Origin of the sequence: Nitrospirillum pindoramense (assembly GCF_007827955.1) — a bacterium.
Taxonomy (GTDB): Bacteria; Pseudomonadota; Alphaproteobacteria; order Azospirillales; family Azospirillaceae; genus Nitrospirillum; species Nitrospirillum amazonense_B.
The window spans coordinates 133,659-148,460 of record NZ_VITR01000007.1 but is presented as its reverse complement, the minus strand read 5'-3'; the positions used below and the strand labels follow the sequence as shown (position 1 = coordinate 148,460).

Sequence of the window (14,802 nt, the reverse complement as noted above, 5' to 3'; positions counted from 1 at the left end):
GCCGGATTCCCGCCTTGATGCCTGAAAACCCGTCGCCGTCCCCCGCCCCTTCCGTCCCGACGGAGGGCGCGGCCATTCCTGTGGAGGCGGATGCCCCGCAGGAGATCGAGCTGAAGCTGGCGGTGGCGCCTGAGCACCTGTCCCGGCTGAAGTCCGCGCCCGTCCTGGCCGGCGCCCGCGCCGTCACCAAGACCCTGCACAACACCTACTTCGACACGCCGGAGGGGGAATTGGCCACCCGGGGCGTCAGCCTGCGCCTGCGCCAGTCGGGGCCTCAGGGGGCGGGAAAGGTGCTGCAGACTCTGAAGGGCCCCTCGGCCGGGGCCGGCATGGCCATGTCCCGGTCGGAATGGGAAATCCCGGCGCCGGACGGCCATCTGGTGCCCCAGGCCTTCACCGACCCCGCCGCCCAGGCCCTGCTGGACGGCGTGGATTTGCGCCGCCTGGCGCCGGTGTTCAGCAATGAGGTCAAGCGCTGGACCCGCACCCTGCCGCTGGCCGCCGGCCTGGCGGTGGAGGTGGCGGTGGACCAGGGCGTCACCCGCGCGGCCGACGGGCGGGAAGAGGCCATCGCGGAGGTGGAGCTGGAATTGGCCGCCGGCCAGGACCGCCGCGTGCTCTATGACCTGGCGTTGGCCCTGCACCGCACCGTGCCGCTGCGCCTGGAGCCGCGCAGCAAGGCCGAGCGGGGCTATGCCCTGGCGCGCGGGGAGCTGACGTCCGCCAAGGCCGTGAAGGCCGGCCCCCTGAACTTCAAACCCGATGAGACGGTGGAGGCGGCCCTGGCCGGCGTGGCCCGCGCCTGCCTGCATCACATGGCGGCCAACGAGGCGGCGGTGCTGGCCGGCGATCCCTCGGGCGTGCATCAGCTGCGCGTGGCGGTCCGGCGCCTGCGCTCCGCCCTGACGCTGTTCAAGGCCATCCTGCCCGACGCCCAGGGCGCCACCCTGAAGGCCGCCCTGAAGGGCCTGGCCGATGCCGTCGGCCCCGCCCGCTCCTGGGACGTGTTCCTGGAGGAGCTGCTGGCGCCGGTCTCGGCGGCGATGCCGGAGCAGGAAAGCCTGGAGGCGCTGGCCGTGGCGGCGCAGGGCGCCCGGGGCCGGGGCCATGCCGCCGCGCGCGCCGCCGTGTCGGGCCCCGGCTACACCGAATTGCTGCTGACCCTGGGCCGCTGGGTGGATGGGCGGTGTTGGCGCGACGAGGCGCCGGCGGAGCGCCTGGCCTGGCTGGGCCAACCCCTGCTGCCCTTCGCCGACGCCGTGCTGACACGCCAGCGCCACCGCGCCGCCAAGCGCGGGCGCCACTTCGCCCGGCTGGACGCGCCCGCCCGCCATGGCCTGCGCATCGCCCTGAAGAAGCTGCGCTACGCCGTGGACTTCTTCCGCGAGATTTACCCGCAGAAGGGCGTGCGCCGCTATCTGGAGCGGCTGTCCGCCCTGCAGGACGGGCTGGGCCACCTGAATGACGTCGCCACCATGGACGCGCTGGTCCGCGACCTGCGGGCCGATCTCGCCGCCGCCAAGGATGTGAGCCCCGCCGGCTGGGACATGGGCGCCGGCCTGGTGCTGGGGTGGCATGCCGCCCATATGGCGGTGGGGGAGGAGGCGCTGTGCCGCGCGGTGGACGGCTTCATGGACGCCGACCCCTTCTGGACGCCGGCCGATCACTGGCCGCATCCGCCCTCCTGACCTTCCCGTCTTTCAATCGCTGCATATTTCAAGGGAATTGGCGCCTCATGCTTTCCATCCTCGTGGCCAACATCAAGGGCGGCGTCGGCAAGACCACGGTCGCCACCCATCTGGCCGCCGCCTTCGCCGGCGAGGGCCGGCAGACGGTGCTGGCCGATGTCGACCGGCAGAAATCGTCCCTGGGCTGGCTGGCCCGCCGCCCGGTGACGGCCCCGGTCATCGCCGCCCTGGACTGGACGAAGGAAATCGGCAGCGTGCCCAAGGGCGCCGACGTGCTGGTCATCGACGCGCCGGCCGCCCTCAAGGCGAAAGAGGTGGAGCAGTTGGTGGCCGAGGCCGACGTGGTGGTACTGCCCCTGCTGCCCGGCGCGTTCGATGAGCAGGCGACCGAGCGCTTCCTGAAAAAGCTGGATGAGCTGAAGCCCATCCGTAAAAGCCGCAAGGCCGTGGCGGTGGTGGGCAACCGCGTGCGCGCCCGCACCCGCGCCGCCGACCGGCTGGACACCTTCCTGGGCACGGTTGGCCACCGGGTGGTGACCCGCCTGCGCGACAGCCAGGCCTACCCCGACGCGGCAGCCGCCGGCCTCACCCTGTTCGACCAGAAGGCCAAGCGTCTGGCCGATCTGCGGCAGGACTGGGCGCCGCTGATGACGTTCATCGTGGACCCGAACGGCTGAGGCGCCGCCCCGCGCAGCCGACGCGCACCCTGGTCCGCCTGGACTTGGGACCGGGCTATCGGGACCGGGCTATCGGGGCCTGGACTTGAGCCTCCTGCCTTGCCAGAAAGACGCCTAAACGTGGCCAAGCCAGGCCAGACGTCAAAACTTTCGGGCCGACATGGTCGGGCCAGAACTTTCGGGAGAGAAGCATGCAGGTTCAAGGTGTTGCCGCCATCATCACCGGTGGCGGGTCCGGCCTGGGCGCCGCGACCGCGCGCCGTCTGGCGGCCGAGGGCGCCAAGGTGGCCCTGCTGGACGTGAACCTGGCCGCGGCCGAGGCGGTTGCCGCCGAGATCGGCGGCCTGGCGCTCAGCTGCGATGTCACCAGCGCCGACAGCGCCGCCGCCGCCATCGCCGCCGCGCGCGAGGCCCATGGCGCCGCCCGTATCGCCGTGAACTGCGCCGGTGTGGCCACCGCCGGCCGCGTGCTGGGCCGTGAAGGCCCGCTGGATCTGAACGCCTTCCGCAAGGTCATCGAGATCAACCTGATCGGCACCTTCAACATCCTGCGCCTGGCGGCGGCGGACATGAGCGCCCTGGACCCGCTGGAGGATAATGAGCGCGGCGTGATCATCAACACCGCCTCGGTCGCGGCCTTCGACGGCCAGGTGGGCCAGGCCGCCTACAGCGCGTCCAAGGGCGGCGTCCACGCCATGGCCCTGCCCATTGCCCGGGAACTGGCCCGCGTGGGCGTGCGCGTCATGACCATCGCCCCCGGCATCTTCTGGACCCCCATGGTCGCCGGCTTCACGCAAGAGGTGCAGGACAGCCTGGCGGCCTCCATCCCCTTCCCCAAGCGCTTGGGGAAGCCGGAGGAATATGCGGATCTGGCCCTGACCATTGTCCGCAACGTGATGCTGAACGCCGAGACCATCCGCCTCGACGGCGCGGTCCGCATGAACGCCAAGTGATTGTTTCCCAGGCGGTGGCCGCGGTCGCCGCCTGGAGGATCAGCCCCGGCGCTGGCGGAACGCCTCCAGCGCTGTTTCCATCGCCAGGGCGACCGGGGTGACCAGCGGATGGTCGGCGTAGGCGGCCCAGCGGGCAGCCAGCGCCGGCCGCCCCTCCAGCATGTCCTGTGGCGTGTAGCGGGGCAGGAAACGCTCCAGGAAAATCAGGGTGGGGGCCAGGGCGCAGTCGGCCAGGCCCAGCACCCCGTCCGCCGCCGGGGGCGGGGGCCCGCGCCCCACCACCGTTTCCAGCGCGTCCAGGCCCCGGGTCAGGTCCGACAGGCGCGCCGCCGCGGCCGCCGCGTCGCCCGTCTGGGCCATCAGCGACAGCAGCGGCGGCAGGACATAGAGGTCCAGAAGGCGCGTCACCGTGCGCTGGGCTGCCCGCGCCAGCGGTTCCCCCGGCAGCAGGGGCGGCGTGGGGAAGGCATCCTCCAAAAATTCACAAATGACGGCGGACTCGATGATGTGCGCCCCGCCCACCTCCAGAACCGGGGTCTTGCCCAGCGGGTTGATGGCCAGGAAAGCGGCGGATTTCTGCCCGCCTGGCGGGTCCGTCAGGGGAATGTCCAGGCCTTTGGCGCGGATGGCCAGCATCACGCGGGCGGAGTAGGGGGACAGGGCGGCGCCATAAAGTTTCATGGGCGTTCTCCTCCAACCGTAAAGGTGGATCGCCGACGACGGTCTTGCATCTGGCGGTCGGCCGGGCACGACGGTATGGTCATATCATTATGCCATTGAACGCATGCGAACCCTTGCCGGATATCGCGGGTTTCATCCATGCGGATGAATTGCCCGACGGCCCCATCGCCCATGCCTACGCGTGGTGGCGGGGGCTGGGTGGGGATGTCGTTCCGCCGCCGTCGGCTGCCCTGGATTTGGCCGCGGTTCCCGACAGCTTCCTGCCCCATCTGGCGGTGACCACGGCCTATCGCGCCGATGGCCGGGTGCGTGTGGTGTTCTGCGGCTCCCTCTCCGCCCTGGCCGCCGGGGGCGACCCCACCGGCCAGTTTTTCGATGAATTCTATCCACCCGACATGCTGGAGGCGGCGCTGGGCTTCCAGGCGGCCATTGTGCGCGACGCCCGGCCGGTCTTCGGCCTGGACCAGATCGGCACGGATGAGGGCGTGATGTACAACGTTCCCCGCCTGGGCCTGCCGTTCCGGGGAACGGATGGCGGCCTGGACAGGTTGGCTATCGTCATGCATTACCAGCCGACGCCGGAAAACTTCAGGGTTCGGCTGCGGGTGCTGCAGGACCGCGCCCGGCTGCTGCGCCGCGAGTTGAGGCTGGTGGCGTTTTAAGGCCACACTGCCAAAGGAAGTGTGCGCGCGCGGCATTCGAACGTTGCGCAAAAAGGCATCTCGGCGCGATAATAATTACCCGAGTCGCCCTTGAAGCCTGGGGCTGCTCCGCCGTCCGTCGCACCGCGTTCCATCGCACCGCCGCCAAGGATGTTTCCGCCGTGTCTGAGGTTTCCCCCACCCGGCCCTCCGTCCCGTCACCAGGGAAAGGGCACGCGGGTTCTGAGGCATCCCCAGGCACGGTCGCCGGCACGCCCCCCGCCGCGGCCTCGCGCCGCCATGTGCTGGTGGGGGGATTGGGCGCGCTGGCGGCGGCGGGCCTGGGTTGGGGCGGCGGCGGCGGTAACCCCCGCGCGGAGTCCATCCGCTTCCTGACCATCGGCACCGGCACGGCCGGCGGTACCTACTTCCCCATCGGCGGCATCCTGGCCAACGCCATCAGCAACCCGCCCGGCAGTCCCGGTTGCGACCGGGGCGGCAGTTGCGGCGTGCCGGGCATGATCGCCGTGGCGCAGACCACCTCCGGCGCCGTGGAGAATGTCGAGGCCCTGCGCACCGGGCGGTATGAGACCGGGCTGGTCCAGGCCGACATCGGTTTCCTGGCGTACAAGGGCAAGGGCCCTTACGCCGGCAAGCCGCCCTTCACCGACCTGCGGGCCCTGGCGAACCTGTACAGCGAGACGGTGCACCTGGTGGTTCGGGGCGACAGCCCCATCAAGACGGTGAACGACCTGAAGGGCCGGCGCGTGGCCCTGGGGGAGAAGGGGTCCGGCACCCTGCCCACGGCCCTGCTGATCCTGCAGGCGCACGACCTCTCGGAAAAGACGGTGCAGCCCTTCTACCTCAACCCCGGCACGGCCGGGGATCGCCTGGCTTCCGGTCAGCTGGACGCCTTTTTCATCATTGGCGGCTACCCCCTGCCGGCGGTGGCCGATGTGGCGGCCCGCCTGCCGGTACGCCTCATCTCCATCATCGACGCGCGCCTGCCGCGCCTCAGCCCCGGCCTGCCCCTGTTCACCGAAACCATGATCGGCGGTGACGGCGCCTATGTCGGCGTGCCGGAGACCAAGACCCTGGGGGTGGGCGCGCAGTGGCTGGCCACCACCGCCCTGCCGGACGACCTGGCCTATGGCATCGTCAAGGCGCTGTGGCACCCCAACACCCACCGCCTGCTGGTCGCCGGCCATCCCCGGGGGGAAAGCATCCGCAAAGAGGCGGCGCTGACCGGCTTGGCCGTGCCCCTGCACCCGGGTGCGGCGCGCTATTACCGGGAGCAGGGGTTCGACGTGTCGCTGGCCACATCGGGCTGACCCTGGCCAGCCAGGCGGACCCGCTCAATCGTCGGCGGGCGGTTCCCACAGCTCGATGGGATTGCCCTCGGGGTCATGGATACGGGCGAAGCGGCCGGTTTCCGGGGTGTCCCAGCTGGGGTCGGTCGTGATCGCGATGCCGGCCGCGCGCAACGTCTCCAGCAGCGGGTCCAACTGATCGACGCGCAGGTTCAGCATCCAGGCGTGATCCGCCGGGAAATAGCTGGTGTCCTGCGCGAAGGGCGCCAGTATCGTCGGCCCCGCCGCCTGGTTCCAGACGCCGCCCACGTTGATGCCCAGATGGGTCTTGTACCAGGCGCGTAAGGCCGCCGGGTCACGCGCCCGGAAGAACAGTCCGCCTATGCCGGTGATCGCCATGCCGTCCCCTCCCTGGTCTCCGGACCGTCGCGGCGACGATCTGCGGATGCCGTTCACCGGCCGATGCTGACCTCAATCCAGCAGCATGTCCAGGACCACGGTTTCGGCGGCGGCGGCCGCGCGCCAGTCCTTCATGGCGGGCAACTCCTCGATGGCGGCGGCGTAAGCCTGCGACCTTTCGGTCAGCGGCACGCGCCAGGTCTGGAACCGGGTGACGACGGGCGCGTACATCGCGTCCGCGATGGTGAAGGCGCCGAACAGGAAGGGGCCGCCGTACCGGTCCAGACAATCGGCCCACAGGGCTTGGACACGGGCGATGTCACCGGCGGCCTTGGCCACCCGCTCTGGCCGGTCGATGGTGCGGGCCAGGTCCATGAACAGGTTGCGGCGCAGGTCCATGAAGCCGGCGTGCATCTCCGCGCTGACGGAGCGCGCGTGCGCCCGCGCCGCGCGATCCTCGGGCCAGAGGTTGGCACTGGGCGCCAGCTCGGCCGCGTATTCGCAGATGGCCAGGCTGTCCCAGACCGTCACCGGCCCGTCGGCGGTGCGGTGGATCAGCGCCGGCACCTTGCCCGCCGGGTTGTGGGCCAGCATGCGGGCCTTGCTGTCCGGCTGCCGCAGGGGGATCACCACCTCCTCGAACGCCAGGCCGGCATGGCGCAGCGCCAGATAGGGACGCAGCGACCAGGAGGAATAGGTCTTGCTGCCCAGGATCAGGGTCAGGTCGGCGGATGTGGGGTGGCCCATGGGATGACGCCTCGGGATCGGTGAGGATGGGCGGGTGAGGGTAGCGGGGGATGCCGGCCCGCGCCAGCGATGTGACGCCACCGCGTTTGAAACCGGCGCCCGGATGTGGAACCCTGCGGGCCTGACTTTCCGAAGCCGAAAGGGTTTCCCCCGTGCTGTCCTGCTTCCTGGCCGAAAAGGCCGCCGACACCGTCACTCTGATCCCCGTGCGCAAGGATGGGCTGGACGCCTGGCTGGCGGCGGCCCCCGCCGCGACGGCCGCCTGGGTGCGTGGCGTCGGATTCACCGCCGAGCCTGGGGCCACGGCCCTGCTGCCCGCCGCCGATGGCCGCTTGGACCGGGTGCTGGTGGGCGTGGGGGAGATGTTGGACCTGTGGAGCTTCGCCGGCCTGCCCACGACGCTGCCGGCGGGCGCCAAGGGGGGGGAGGCCAGTTATGCCCTGGAGGACGGCCTGACCCCGGAGCAGGCGACCGCGCTTGCCACCGGCTGGGCCCTGGGCAGCTATCGCTTCACCCGCTACCGCAAGCCGAAGAAGGACCTGCCCCGCCTGGTGCTGCCGGCCGGCGCCGATGCCCAGGCGGTGGACAGCATGGCCCGCGCCGTCACCCTGGTGCGCGACCTGATCAACACCCCGGCGGAGGACATGGGCCCATCCGACCTGGCCGCCGCCGCCCAGGAACTGGGGGCCGAGTTTGGCGCCGCCGTTTCGGTCATCGCCGGTGACGATCTGCTGGCTGCCAACTATCCCACCGTCCATGCCGTGGGCCGGGCCGCGGCCAAGGCGCCCTGCCTGATCGACCTCACCTGGGGCGATGCCGGCCGTCCGCTGGTCTGCCTGGTGGGCAAGGGCGTGTGCTTCGACAGCGGCGGCCTGGACATCAAGGCGGCGGGCGGCATGCTGTTGATGAAGAAGGACATGGGCGGCGCCGCCCATGTGCTGGGCCTGGCGCGCCTGGTCATGGCGGCCCAGTTGCCGGTGCGCCTGCGCGTGCTGGTGCCGGCGGTGGAGAACGCCATCTCCGGCAACGCCTTCCGCCCCATGGACATCATCACCACGCGCAAGGGCCTGACGGTGGAGATCGGCAACACCGACGCCGAGGGCCGCCTGATCCTGTGCGATGCCCTGGCGGAGGCCGACAGCGCCAAGCCGGCCCTGATCCTGGACTTCGCCACCCTGACGGGGGCGGCGCGCATCGCGCTGGGCACCGAGCTGCCGGCCCTGTTCGCCAACGACGACCCGTTGGCGGACGACATCCTGGCCGCCGCCAAGGAAACCGGCGACCCGCTGTGGCGCCTGCCGCTGTGGCAGGGCTACGCCAAGCAGCTGGACAGCAAGATCGCCGACCTGAACAACGCCCCCGGCGGGGGCTATGGCGGCGCCATCACCGCCGCCCTGTACCTGGAGCGCTTCATCACCAAGGGCACCCCCTGGGCCCATATCGACCTGATGGCCTGGAACGCCAGCGCCAAGCCCGGCCGCCCCGAGGGGGGCGAGGCCATGGGCCTGCGCGCCGCCTTCGCCATGCTGAGCCGCCGCTTTCCCAAGGGCTGACACTGGGGCAGGCGCGGGCGGCCCCCGGGGATAAAATCATAGATACTTTATCCAATGCCTACCCCGAAGGGGGTGGCAAGCCCTTGCCGCTGCGCGGGACTTTCGGCACACTCCGGAAAAGTTGCGTCTTGCCCGATACGCTACCGGAATGACGGTGGGGCCGGCGCAGCGGGGGTGGCCGGACGACCGTTTCCGGATGCGGGGGGCAGCATGTCGCGTAATCTCGAAGCCCTGGAACTCTGGCGCGGCGCGCTGGTGGCCAGCGTGCGGGCCGCCGGCCCGGATCTCTCGGCCCGCCAGTTGGCGTTGCTGCTGACGGTCTACATGACCCCGCCACCCCATACCGTGCGGGGCCTGGCGGCGACGCTGAACGTGTCCAAGCCCGCCATCACGCGCGCCCTGGACCGGCTGGGCCGCCTGGGCTTCACCAAGCGCAAGCGGGACGCGGACGACCGGCGCAACGTCCTGGTCCAGCGCACGGTCAAGGGTTCGGTCTTCCTGCATGAGTTCGGGCAGATGGTGATTGACGCCGGCGCCGTGCAGGGCGCATTGGACGGGGCGCGCGCCACGCCGCCGCGCCCGCCGTCAGCCCCTGCTTCGGAGCCGGTTTCAGCGCCGGTATGATGTGAGATGTCCAGCAAGTCCAAGTCCACGCCAGCCCCCAAGGCGGCCCTCGACCCGCGTGTGAACCCCTATCGTTCCGACCTCGCCTCCGCCCACCTCTATGGCAAGGTCACGGCCGACCGCTATGTCGATGGCGTGCCCTGCCAGGTTCGCGCCGGCTATGTCAGCCTGAAGGAAGAGCCGACCTTCACCGCCCGCCAGTCCAGCCAGTTGCTGTTCGGTGAGGTGTTCACGGTGTTTGAGGAGAAGGACGGCTGGGTCTGGGGCCAGAACGCCACGGATGGCTATGTCGGCTATCTGCAACTGGAAGCGCTGGATGACGAGCTGGCGGAGCCGACGCACAAGCTGACGGCGCTGCGCAGCTTCTTCCATCCCGAGCCGGACCTGAAGACGCCGCCGCTGGACATGATCAGCCTGGGCGCGCCGCTGTGCGTGGTGGAAGAGGCCGACGGCTTCGCCGGCGTGGCCGGCGGCGGCTGGGTCCCGCTGGTGCATGTGGCGGAGATCGGGGCCGTGACGGCCGACCCGGTGGAAACCGCGCTGCGCCTGCTGGGCACGCCCTATCTGTGGGGCGGTCGCACCAGCGTGGGCATCGACTGTTCCGGCCTGATTCAGTTGGCGCTGGACGCCGCCGGCCTGCCCTGCCCGCGCGACAGCGACCAGCAGCAGGTGGCCCTGGGCACGCTGGTTTCGGCCGATGGCGTCGGCCACGCCTACCAGCGCGGCGACCTGGTGTTCTTCCCCGGCCATGTCGGCATCATGGCGGATGAGACCCACCTGGTGCACGCCAACGCCCATCACATGGCCACGGTGCGCGAACCCCTGGCCGATGTCCTGGCGCGGGCGGCGGCCGGCAAGGGCGTCACGGCGGTCAAGCGGCTGAGGTGAGGGTGCTCCGGGGTGAACACCCCACGTACCAAGCGAACACCGCGTCGCATTTCAACCTTACGCGGGGGTGGAAAGATTGTTAGGTATGGGAAACGTTCGGCCCGCGACATATGGTGTGGCGGACGGAGGACCCCATGCTCTCACCTCACTTCCGCGCGTTGATGGATACCGTGCCCGATGGCGTGATCGTCATCGATGGCCAGGGCACGATCCAATCCTTCAACCCCGCCTGCGAACGCCTGTTCGGCTGGACGGCGGCGGAGGTGATCGGTCGTAACGTCAAGGTGCTGATGCCCTCCCCCTATCAGGAGGAGCATGACCAGTACCTGGCCCGCTACCACGCGACGGGGGAAAAGCGCATCATCGGCATCGGCCGCGAGGTCACGGGCCTGCGCCGCGACGGCACCACCTTCCCCATGGAACTGTCGGTGGGGGAGGCGCAGCAGGATGGCCCGCCCGCCTATATCGGCATCATCCGCGACATCAGCGACCGGCGGGCGGCGGAACAGGCCCTGCGCAACCGCGAGGCGCGTCTGGCCTCCATCATCGAGACCATTCCCGACGCCCTCATCGTCATCGACGGCCAGGGGCTGATCCGTTCCTTCAGCCCGGCGGCCCAGCGGATGTTCGGCTATACCGAGGGCGAGGTGCTGGGGCTGAACGTCAGCATGCTGATGCCCTCGCCCTACCGGGAACAGCACGACCAGTACATCGGCCGCTATCTCGCCACGGGGGAGAAGCGGATCATCGGCGTCGGCCGCATCGTTTCCGGCCAGCGCCGCGATGGAACAGTCTTCCCCATGGAATTGGCGGTCGGGGCCGTGGATTTGGAGGGGGAGCGCCTGTTCACCGGCTTCATCCACGACCTGACGGAACACCAGGCGGTGGAGCGCCGGCTGCAGCAGCTTCAGGCGGAACTGCTGCATGTCAGCCGTGTCAGCGTCATGGGGCAGCTGGCGTCCGCCCTGGCGCATGAGCTGAACCAGCCGCTGACGGCGGTGGTCAACTACATCAAGGCGTCCCTGCGGCTGCTGGAGCGCGCGGAGGGCGCCGACATGCCCCTGGCGCGGGAAGCCATGGACAAGGCGTCGGCGCAGGCGCTGCGGGCCGGGCAGATCATCCGCCGGTTGCGCGACTTCATCGCCAAGGGCGGCACCGACCGCCGCGCCGAAAGCCTGGACGGCCTGATCGAGGAGGCCGCCGCCCTGGCCCTGGTCGGGGCGCGGGAAAGCGGCGTGCGCATGGAATTGCGCCTGCAACGGCAGGACCTGCGCGCCGTCATCGACAAAATCCAGATCCAGCAGGTGCTGCTCAACCTCATCCGCAACGCGGTCGAGGCGATGAGCGGCCAGCCGGAACGCATCCTGTCCATCACGGCGGCCCCCATGGCGACCCCGGAAGGCGCGGCGTTCATGGAGGTCGCGGTGGCCGATACCGGCCATGGCCTGGATGACGCCGCCATGGCCCGCCTGTTCCAGCCCTTCGTTTCCGGCAAGGAACGTGGCATGGGGGTGGGGCTGTCGATCAGCCGGTCCATCGTCGAGGCCCATGGCGGCCGGCTGTGGCCGGAACGTAACGAACACGGCGGCGCGACCTTCCGCTTCACGCTGCCTCTGCTGTCCGAGTCCGAGGAAAACCAGGATGCCTGACCCTGTCATCGCCGTGCTGGATGACGATGCCGCCGTGCGGGATTCGCTGCGGCTGTTGCTGATGGCGTCGGGTTACCAGGTCGCGGCCTTTCCCTCCCCCCTGGATTTCCTCGACTCCGATGCCCCGGCGCGCTGCGCTTGCCTGGTGGTGGACGTCCGCATGCCGGGACTGACCGGCCTGGAGGTCCAGGAGCGGCTGGTCGTCGCCGGGTCCACCCTGCCGGTCATCATCATGACCGGCCACGGCGACGTGCCCCTGGCGGTGGCCGCGATGAAGGCCGGGGCCGTGGATTTCATCGAAAAGCCGTTCGAGGAGGAGACGCTGCTGGCCTCCATCCAGTCGGCGCTGTCGCGTCCCCGCGCCGCGGCCGAGGTTCCGCCGCCCTCGACCACGGCGCCGGTGGAGGCGCCCTCGCCGGAGGTTCTGGCCTGCCTGGGCGCGCTGACGCCCCGGGAACTGGATGTCCTCCAGGGCCTGGTCGACGGCAAGCCCAACAAGATCATCGCCTTCGACCTGTCCATCAGCCCGCGCACCGTGGAAATCCACCGCGCCCGGGTGATGGAAAAGATGCGCGCCACCAGCCTGTCCCAACTGGTCCGCCTGGCGCTGACGGCAGGTATTCGCCCGAACGCGGGTTGATCCGCGTCAAACACGGACGGAATACGGGGAAACCCTTATTACTCCTGTACGCGCCGCCGCCTTAAATTCATCAGGGTCGACGGGGCCGGCACCACCGACGCCGGTGTAACGCCCCTGAGGAGATTTGATGTGGCCGAGAACGCGGCGGGACGGATCCATGTCGTCGATGACGACGAGTCCGTCCGCCATTCCCTTAAGTTCCTGCTGCGGCTGTATGGCTTCGAGGTCGACCTCCACGCCTCCTGCCAGGACTTCGCCGCGACCTACGATGGCGGGCGGAGCTGCCTGCTGCTCGACCAGCATATGCCGGGTATGACCGGCGTCGAATTCGTGGAAGGGCACCGCGCCCTGCTGCGCGACGTGCCCGTCCTGATGATGTCCGCGAACATGGAGCCGGAGACGCGGGACCGTGCTGCGCGGGCGGGTGTGGCCTGTTTTTTCGACAAGCCCGTCGATACCGGCCGGCTGGTGGATGAATTGCACCGCCTGCTGGCCACCGCCGCCTGACGGCGTGACCGTCACATCCATAAGGGGTTTTACGGGCATAGGGGGTTTTACGTAGGTAGAAGACCGAACTCATCAGGCGGGCCCACGGGCGCTAACGTCCTCTTACGGAACGACGACGGGCTGGTTCAGGCCCGACACAACGGGAGCCCCCCAGATGACGCCATCGCTCGCCACCGCCCCGGCCACCGCTCGCCACCCCAGCCCCGCCATCTTCGGCGCCGTGCCCGCGTCCTCCGCCGGCCGTGCCGCTCCGGCCAGCCCGTTCGCCCCCTGGGGGGATGAGGCTTCCGCCTACAGCCGGGACCAGGTGATTTTCTCCGAGGGCGATCCGGCCAGCAGCGTGCGCATCGTCACCTCCGGCATGGTCCGCATCCTGCGCATGATGGCCGATGGGCGGCGCCAGATCGTCGGCTTCCTCCAGCCCGGCGACATGCTGGGGCTGGCCTTGGGTGGCACTTACCTCTATTCCGCCGAGGCCGTGACCCCGGTGACCCTGCGCCGTCTGTCGCGCACGCAGTTCGATACGCTGCTGGAACGTGATCCCGAGCTGCGCCTGCGCCTGCTGGCGGCCACCGCCACCGAATTGCAGGTGGCGCAGGAACAGATGCTGCTGCTGGGCCGCAAGACCGCGCCGGAGCGGCTGGCCAGCTTCCTGCTGCGCCAGGCCCGCCGCGTGACGCCCGAGCCCCAGGACCATTGCCGCATCCCGTTGCCCATGACCCGCACCGACATCGCGGATTTCCTGGGCCTGACCATGGAAACCGTGTCGCGCGCCTTCACCAAGCTGAAGACCACCCGCCTCATTCGGCTGTTGCCTGACCAGATGGTGGAACTGGTGGATGTCGAGGCCCTGATCGACCTGTCGGAAGGCGGCGGCCGGTCGGGCCTGGTGCAGTAAGCGGTTCAGTATCCTCGCTGACGATCCACCAGATTGATCAGCGGTTGCCCGGCGGCCAGCCGCTTCAGGCCGCCCACCACCTGTTCCACCGCCGTGCGCGCCTGGGTGATGGCGGCGACATGGGGGGTGACGGTCACCTTGGGGTGGGTCCAGAAGGGGTGGTCGGGCGGCAGCGGCTCGGTGCGGAACACGTCCAGGGTGGCCCCGGCCAGATGGCCGCGGTCCAGCGCCGCCAGCAGATCCTCCTCCACCAGATGGCGCCCCCGGGCGGCGTTGATGACCACCGCGCCCCGGGGCAATTGGGCGAACAGGCCCGAATCCAGGATGTTCTCGGTGTCCGGCGTCAGGGGCAGCAGGCAGACCAGGATGTCCGTGCGGGCCAGGAAGGGCGTCAGCCCTTCCGCCCCATGATAGGTGGTGATGCCATCCAGGCTTTTGGGCGAGCGGCTCCATCCCGCCACATCGAAGCGCAGGGCCTTCAGGGCCTGCGCCGCGTCGCTGCCCAGGGCGCCCAACCCCAGGATGCCCACCCGCCGCTCCCGCGCCAGGTGCTGGTGGGTCAGCTGTTTCCAGACGACATCCCGCTGCTGCGCCTCGAACAGGGGCGCATCACGATGCCAGCGCAGGACGTGCAGGCAGACATACTCGGTCATGCCCTCGGTCAGGCCGGGCTCGACCATGCGCACCAGCGGCAGGTCGGGCAGGGTGGGGTCGGCCAGCAGGGCGTCGACACCGGCGCCCAGCGAGAAGATGACCTTCAGGTTGGGCAGGCTGGCCAGCAGGCCCGACGGCGGCTTCCACACCAGGGCGTAGTCGATCTCCGCCGGGTCGCCCATGCCCTCCGGCCAGACGCGCACATCCATGTCCGGCAACTGGGCTTTCAGCTCATGCACCCAGTCGGCGGCATGATCGTGGGCGGAAACGAACAGCAGGGCCATAGCGCGATC

General features: G+C 70.0%; 16 protein-coding genes. 12 read left to right on the top strand and 4 right to left on the bottom strand.

What is annotated here, in order from left to right:
• Positions 1 to 17: 17 nt before the first annotated feature.
• The 3 genes from FBZ90_RS13435 to FBZ90_RS13425 all read left to right on the top strand — a co-directional run bounded on the left by FBZ90_RS13435 (position 18) and on the right by FBZ90_RS13425 (position 3,318).
• A complete protein-coding gene (locus FBZ90_RS13435; protein WP_145732832.1) occupies positions 18 to 1,688 on the top strand; it encodes a CYTH and CHAD domain-containing protein in 1,671 nt (556 codons plus the stop codon).
• A 47-nt stretch (positions 1,689 to 1,735) separates the two neighbouring features.
• Complete coding sequence (locus FBZ90_RS13430) at positions 1,736 to 2,365, top strand: ParA family protein (protein WP_145732831.1); 630 nt, start codon at positions 1,736 to 1,738, stop codon at positions 2,363 to 2,365.
• Positions 2,366 to 2,556: 191 nt separating this feature from the next.
• Entirely contained in the window at positions 2,557 to 3,318 is a 762-nt protein-coding gene (locus tag FBZ90_RS13425) for an SDR family NAD(P)-dependent oxidoreductase (RefSeq protein WP_145732830.1), read from the top strand.
• Positions 3,319 to 3,357: 39 nt separating this feature from the next.
• Here the strand turns inward: FBZ90_RS13425 and FBZ90_RS13420 are convergent, their stop codons facing one another.
• Positions 3,358 to 3,999, bottom strand: a complete 642-nt coding sequence (locus FBZ90_RS13420; RefSeq protein ID WP_145732828.1) for a glutathione S-transferase family protein — start codon at positions 3,997 to 3,999, stop codon at positions 3,358 to 3,360.
• Positions 4,000 to 4,088: 89 nt separating this feature from the next.
• Here FBZ90_RS13420 and FBZ90_RS13415 point away from each other — a divergent pair, with 89 nt between their 5' ends.
• Both FBZ90_RS13415 and FBZ90_RS13410 read left to right on the top strand, forming a co-directional pair.
• Positions 4,089 to 4,661, top strand: coding sequence for a PAS domain-containing protein (locus FBZ90_RS13415; protein ID WP_145732827.1), 573 nt, complete (start codon positions 4,089 to 4,091; stop codon positions 4,659 to 4,661).
• Between the two features lie 161 nt (positions 4,662 to 4,822).
• Entirely contained in the window at positions 4,823 to 5,971 is a 1,149-nt protein-coding gene (locus tag FBZ90_RS13410) for a TAXI family TRAP transporter solute-binding subunit (RefSeq protein ID WP_246130395.1), read from the top strand.
• Between the two features lie 24 nt (positions 5,972 to 5,995).
• On the opposite strand, the gene FBZ90_RS13405 is transcribed toward FBZ90_RS13410, so the two are convergent.
• Both FBZ90_RS13405 and FBZ90_RS13400 read right to left on the bottom strand, forming a co-directional pair.
• Entirely contained in the window at positions 5,996 to 6,349 is a 354-nt protein-coding gene (locus tag FBZ90_RS13405; RefSeq protein WP_145732826.1) for a VOC family protein, read from the bottom strand.
• 72 nt (positions 6,350 to 6,421) lie between these two features.
• Positions 6,422 to 7,096, bottom strand: a complete 675-nt coding sequence (locus FBZ90_RS13400) for a glutathione S-transferase family protein (RefSeq protein WP_145732825.1) — start codon at positions 7,094 to 7,096, stop codon at positions 6,422 to 6,424.
• Between the two features lie 152 nt (positions 7,097 to 7,248).
• Here FBZ90_RS13400 and FBZ90_RS13395 point away from each other — a divergent pair, with 152 nt between their 5' ends.
• From FBZ90_RS13395 to FBZ90_RS13365, 7 genes are all read left to right on the top strand, one after another.
• Positions 7,249 to 8,649 carry a leucyl aminopeptidase family protein gene (locus FBZ90_RS13395; protein WP_145732823.1) on the top strand — a complete coding sequence of 467 codons (1,401 nt, stop codon included), beginning with the start codon at positions 7,249 to 7,251 and terminating at the stop codon, positions 8,647 to 8,649.
• Positions 8,650 to 8,859: 210 nt separating this feature from the next.
• Positions 8,860 to 9,273, top strand: coding sequence for a MarR family transcriptional regulator (locus FBZ90_RS13390; RefSeq protein ID WP_145732822.1), 414 nt, complete (start codon positions 8,860 to 8,862; stop codon positions 9,271 to 9,273).
• 6 nt (positions 9,274 to 9,279) lie between these two features.
• On the top strand, positions 9,280 to 10,161 hold the full coding sequence (locus FBZ90_RS13385) for a C40 family peptidase (protein WP_145732821.1): 882 nt from the start codon (positions 9,280 to 9,282) through the stop codon (positions 10,159 to 10,161).
• A 134-nt stretch (positions 10,162 to 10,295) separates the two neighbouring features.
• On the top strand, positions 10,296 to 11,810 hold the full coding sequence (locus FBZ90_RS13380; RefSeq protein WP_246130394.1) for a PAS domain-containing sensor histidine kinase: 1,515 nt from the start codon (positions 10,296 to 10,298) through the stop codon (positions 11,808 to 11,810).
• A complete protein-coding gene (locus FBZ90_RS13375) occupies positions 11,803 to 12,450 on the top strand; it encodes a response regulator transcription factor (protein ID WP_145732818.1) in 648 nt (215 codons plus the stop codon). The genes FBZ90_RS13380 and FBZ90_RS13375 overlap by 8 nt, the downstream gene beginning before the upstream one ends.
• A gap of 129 nt (positions 12,451 to 12,579) precedes the next feature.
• Entirely contained in the window at positions 12,580 to 12,957 is a 378-nt protein-coding gene (locus tag FBZ90_RS13370) for a response regulator transcription factor (RefSeq protein ID WP_186455796.1), read from the top strand.
• Between the two features lie 154 nt (positions 12,958 to 13,111).
• Positions 13,112 to 13,855 carry a cyclic nucleotide-binding domain-containing protein gene (locus FBZ90_RS13365; RefSeq protein ID WP_145732815.1) on the top strand — a complete coding sequence of 248 codons (744 nt, stop codon included), beginning with the start codon at positions 13,112 to 13,114 and terminating at the stop codon, positions 13,853 to 13,855.
• Between the two features lie 5 nt (positions 13,856 to 13,860).
• Here the strand turns inward: FBZ90_RS13365 and FBZ90_RS13360 are convergent, their stop codons facing one another.
• Positions 13,861 to 14,793 (bottom strand): 2-hydroxyacid dehydrogenase, encoded by a 933-nt coding sequence (locus FBZ90_RS13360; RefSeq protein WP_145732814.1) that lies wholly within the window; start codon positions 14,791 to 14,793, stop codon positions 13,861 to 13,863.
• Positions 14,794 to 14,802: the final 9 nt, after the last annotated feature.

Coding starts and splice junctions, on each gene's coding strand:
- FBZ90_RS13415 (WP_145732827.1), top strand. CDS start 4,089: ATGCCATTGAACGCATGCGAACCCTTGCCGGATATCGCGGGTTTCATC.
- FBZ90_RS13405 (WP_145732826.1), bottom strand. CDS start 6,349: ATGGCGATCACCGGCATAGGCGGACTGTTCTTCCGGGCGCGTGACCCG.
- FBZ90_RS13360 (WP_145732814.1), bottom strand. CDS start 14,793: ATGGCCCTGCTGTTCGTTTCCGCCCACGATCATGCCGCCGACTGGGTG.
- FBZ90_RS13400 (WP_145732825.1), bottom strand. CDS start 7,096: ATGGGCCACCCCACATCCGCCGACCTGACCCTGATCCTGGGCAGCAAG.
- FBZ90_RS13425 (WP_145732830.1), top strand. CDS start 2,557: ATGCAGGTTCAAGGTGTTGCCGCCATCATCACCGGTGGCGGGTCCGGC.
- FBZ90_RS13365 (WP_145732815.1), top strand. CDS start 13,112: ATGACGCCATCGCTCGCCACCGCCCCGGCCACCGCTCGCCACCCCAGC.
- FBZ90_RS13430 (WP_145732831.1), top strand. CDS start 1,736: ATGCTTTCCATCCTCGTGGCCAACATCAAGGGCGGCGTCGGCAAGACC.
- FBZ90_RS13420 (WP_145732828.1), bottom strand. CDS start 3,999: ATGAAACTTTATGGCGCCGCCCTGTCCCCCTACTCCGCCCGCGTGATG.
- FBZ90_RS13380 (WP_246130394.1), top strand. CDS start 10,296: ATGCTCTCACCTCACTTCCGCGCGTTGATGGATACCGTGCCCGATGGC.
- FBZ90_RS13385 (WP_145732821.1), top strand. CDS start 9,280: ATGTCCAGCAAGTCCAAGTCCACGCCAGCCCCCAAGGCGGCCCTCGAC.
- FBZ90_RS13390 (WP_145732822.1), top strand. CDS start 8,860: ATGTCGCGTAATCTCGAAGCCCTGGAACTCTGGCGCGGCGCGCTGGTG.
- FBZ90_RS13435 (WP_145732832.1), top strand. CDS start 18: ATGCCTGAAAACCCGTCGCCGTCCCCCGCCCCTTCCGTCCCGACGGAG.
- FBZ90_RS13375 (WP_145732818.1), top strand. CDS start 11,803: ATGCCTGACCCTGTCATCGCCGTGCTGGATGACGATGCCGCCGTGCGG.